The sequence below is a fragment of the Nocardia neocaledoniensis genome (assembly GCF_029868625.1).
Classification (GTDB): Bacteria; Actinomycetota; Actinomycetes; order Mycobacteriales; family Mycobacteriaceae; genus Nocardia; species Nocardia neocaledoniensis_A.
Genome location: NZ_JARWOJ010000009.1, coordinates 1 through 3,632 on the forward strand (window position 1 = coordinate 1; position 3,632 = coordinate 3,632).

Sequence of the window (3,632 nt, forward strand, 5' to 3'; positions counted from 1 at the left end):
CCACCCCACCTTTCTCGGGGGGTGGTTGGGGTTTTTTTATTTTCCCGGGGGCGGGCCCGGCTCCCCCGCGGGTTCCTTGGGGGGGCGCCCCCCCCCCGCCCCCCCCCCCCCGGCGGGGGGGGGGGGGGCGCCCCGCCCCAGGGGATTTCGGCCTAGGGGACCGGCGTCAACTCCGGTTCCGCGGGTTGCGGTCGCCCGCGTCCGAGGATCGAGTGCCTGCGCCCGTACGCGAAGTACACGACGACACCGAGGGCCATCCAGATCACGAACCGCAGCCAGGTCTCGATCGAGAGGTTCAGCATCAGCCACAGGCAGGCCAGCGCGGCCAGGATCGGCACCACCGGGACGAACGGCACGCGGAACCCGCGCTGGAGGTCCGGGCGGGTCCGGCGCAGCACCAGCACCCCGATCGACACCAGCACGAAGGCGACCAGCGTGCCGATGTTGACCATCTCCTCGAGCGTGCCGAAATCGACGAACCCGGCCAGCAGCGCGCACACCACGCCGACGAGCACGGTCAGCCGCACGGGCGTGCCCTTCTTGCCGGTCTGGGCCAGCGAGCGGGGCAGCAGGCCGTCGCGGGCCATGGCGAACAGCACCCGGGTCTGGCCCAGGTACATCACCATCACCACGGTGGACAGCCCGGCCAGGGCGCCGATGGCGATGATGTTCTTCACCCAGGTCGCACCGTGGATGGCGAAGGCCGTGGCGAGTGTGGCGTTGCCGTCGGCGAGCTGGGTGTAGGACACCATGCCGGTGAGGATCAGCGAAACCGCGATGTAGAGCACCGTCACGATGGCCAGCGAACCCAGGATGCCGCGCGGGACGTCCCGCTGCGGGTTGCGGGTCTCCTCGGCGGTGGTGGCGACCACGTCGAAGCCGATGAAGGCGAAGAACACCAGGCTGGCCGCCGCGAGCAGCCCGTACCAGCCGTAGCTGGTGCCGCCGGATCCGGTGAGGAAGGCGAACAGTGACTGGTGCATGCCCTCGGCCTTCTCCGACGGTTGCGCGGGCGGGATGTACGGGGTCAGATTCGACGGCTTGAAGTACGTCGCGCCCACCACCAGCACCAGCGCGATCACGCCCAGCTTGATCGCGACCGCGATGGCGGACACACGCGAGGACAGCTTGGTCCCGGTGGCCAGCAGCACGCCGACCACCGCGATGATCACCACCGCGCCCCAGTCGAAGGTCACCGAACCGAGGTGCACGACCGGTGCCGACGAGCCGAGCACTTCGCCCAGGTATTGCGACCAGCCCTTGGCGACCACCGACACCGCGAGCGCGAACTCCAGGATCAGGTCCCAGCCGATGATCCAGGCGATCACCTCACCGAAGGTGGCGTAGGCGAAGGTGTACGCGCTGCCCGCGACCGGCACGGTGGAGGCGAACTCCGCGTAGCACAGGGCCGTGAGCCCGCACGCGATCGCCGCGAAGACGAAGGCCAGCGAGACGGCGGGCCCGGCGACGGTGCCCGCGGTGCGCGCGGTCAGGGTGAAGATGCCGGCGCCGATCACCACCGCGACGCCGAAGATCGTGAGGTCCTTGGCCGTCAGGTCCTTGCGGAGCTTGGCGTCGGGATCGTCGGTGTCGCGGATGGACTGCTCGACGGACTTGGTGCGGAACAGGCCGCTCGTCTTGGTCATCACAGTGCTCGCGGAATGGCGTCGAGACGGCGTTCGGCGAAGCGGTTGGCGGCGGCGCCGGTCCCGATTCCCTCCGTCGTGGCGTCGGCGATGATGTCGCGGCAGCGGCGGTAGATGCCCTCGACCTCGAGTTCCACCTCGGCCGGTGCCGCGCCGCGCAGCTCGCCGGCCACCTGGATCAGGCCGCCCGCGTTGGCGACGAAGTCCGGCACCCAGGTGATCCCGCGCGCCATGAGGTCCTGTTCGACCTCCGGCGTCGCGAGCTGGTTGTTGGCGGCGCCGCAGATCAGCTTGGCCTCGATCTCGCGGGCGCTGGACTCGGTGAGGGTGGCGCCCAGCGCGCACGGGGCGTACACGTCGACCGGCGCGGTCGACACGGTCGAGAGCAGCCGCACCGCGGGCATCTCCTCGGCCAGGCGCCGCAGCGCCGCCTCGTTCACATCGGTGACGCAGACCTCGGCGCCGTCGGCCAGCAGCAGCGCGGTGAGCTCGCGGCCCACCTTGCCGACGCCTTCGACGCCGACCGTGCGACCGGCCAGTGTCGGTGCGCCCCAGATGAATTCGGCGCCCGCCCGCATCGAGTGGAAGACGCCGAGCGCGGTGAGCCGCGCGCTGTCGCCGCTGCCGCCCGCGGCGACACTGCGGCCGGTGACATGCCGGGTGTGGCGGCCGATCACATCCAGGTCGTCGGTGTTCGTGCCCACGTCACCGGCGGTGATGTAGCGCCCACCGAGGGTCTCGACGAAGCGGGCGTAGGCCGCGAGCAATTCCTCGCTCTTGCGCGTCGCCGGATCGCCGATGATCACCGCCTTGCCGCCGCCGAGGTCGACACCGGCCGCCGCGGCCTTGTAGGTCATGCCCCACGACAGCCGCAGCACGTCCTGCAGCGCCGCCGATTCGTCGGCGTACGGGTAGAAGCGGGTACCGCCGAGGGCGGGACCGAGCGCCGTCGAGTGGATGGCGATGATCGCCTTCAGACCCGACTTGTCGTCCTCGCAGAACACCACTTGCTCGTGGGCGCGGGCACTGAGTTCGTGCGATCGGCCGAAGACGCCTGCCTCGGTGTGCACAACGGTCACTGTCGATTTCCTTTCGGGTGTCCACCGGCCCGGGTTGTGCCCGGTGGCGGTGGTGTCGTGGTGCCGCAGGTCAGCGGCGGTCCATCGGTGCCGCACGGTGCGGCGACGTCGTGGGGATTTCCGGATCAGTCCTCGATGCCGAGCTCGCGCAGCCCGGCGCGGTACAGCTCGACATTGCCGAGTTTGATGTCCTCGTAGCCGCGCACCACGTCGGTCAGTGCGGCGGCCGCGGTGGCCGTGTCGTAGTTCTCGGTGGTGAGATTCGCGGCGAGTCGGCGCACCATGTCGGTGTAGTCGGCGAGCAGTTCCCGCTCGACCTTGCGGACGTGGGCGTAGCCGAACGGATCGAGCTTGGTGCCGCGCAGGAACTTGCCCTTGGCCAGCACCTTCAGCGCGACATGCGATTTCGGCCGCAATCCGATCTTCTTGTCCCGGCCGAGCGCGCGCAGCATCGGCGGATGCAGCTTGTAGGTGAGGTTCTTGCCGCCGGGCACCTGGGCTCCCACCTCGGCGAGGAAGTCCGGGTCGACCAGCAGGCGGGCCACCTCGTACTCGTCCTTGTAGGCGGTGAACTTGTACAGCCCGCGCGCCACCGCCTCGCTGAACTCGGTGCGCTCGGTGACGGAACGCTCGGCCGCCCAGACGAATTCGACGGTCTCGACGTAGCGGCGGGCCACCTTGGCGTTCTGGTAACCCACCAGGTTCGCCGCGCGCAGCTCGACCAGCCGGCGCACCTCGCCCTCGAAGCTGGTGTGCGCCAGCAGTTCCGCGGGTGCCGCCGGCGGGGTGCGGCGCCGCCCCCCCCCAAAGACACCCCCCCCGCCACCCCCCCCCAAGCGGCCCCGGGCCCCCCCCCCCCCGCAGCCCCCCCGGGGTGGGCGCCACCGCGGACCGCAGCAAACCCGAG

At 70.7% G+C, this 3,632-nt stretch carries 3 protein-coding genes; all 3 read right to left on the reverse strand.

The window, feature by feature from the left end; translation table 11 throughout:
- Positions 1–152: 152 nt before the first annotated feature.
- Positions 153–1,646 (reverse strand): amino acid permease, encoded by a 1,494-nt coding sequence (locus tag QH270_RS00145; protein WP_280338316.1) that lies wholly within the window; start codon positions 1,644–1,646, stop codon positions 153–155.
- Complete coding sequence (locus tag QH270_RS00150) at positions 1,646–2,725, reverse strand: Glu/Leu/Phe/Val family dehydrogenase (protein ID WP_280338317.1); 1,080 nt, start codon at positions 2,723–2,725, stop codon at positions 1,646–1,648. Before QH270_RS00150 ends, QH270_RS00145 begins: the two co-directional genes overlap by 1 nt.
- Positions 2,726–2,850: 125 nt before the next feature.
- On the reverse strand, positions 2,851–3,632 hold a 782-nt coding region (locus QH270_RS00155; protein ID WP_348537623.1), incomplete at its 5' end, for a DUF6537 domain-containing protein.

What these genes read in the sequence shown, in the direction of transcription:
- QH270_RS00145 (WP_280338316.1), bottom strand. Translation starts at nt 1,646, where the DNA reads ATGACCAAGACGAGCGGCCTGTTCCGCACCAAGTCCGTCGAGCAGTCC.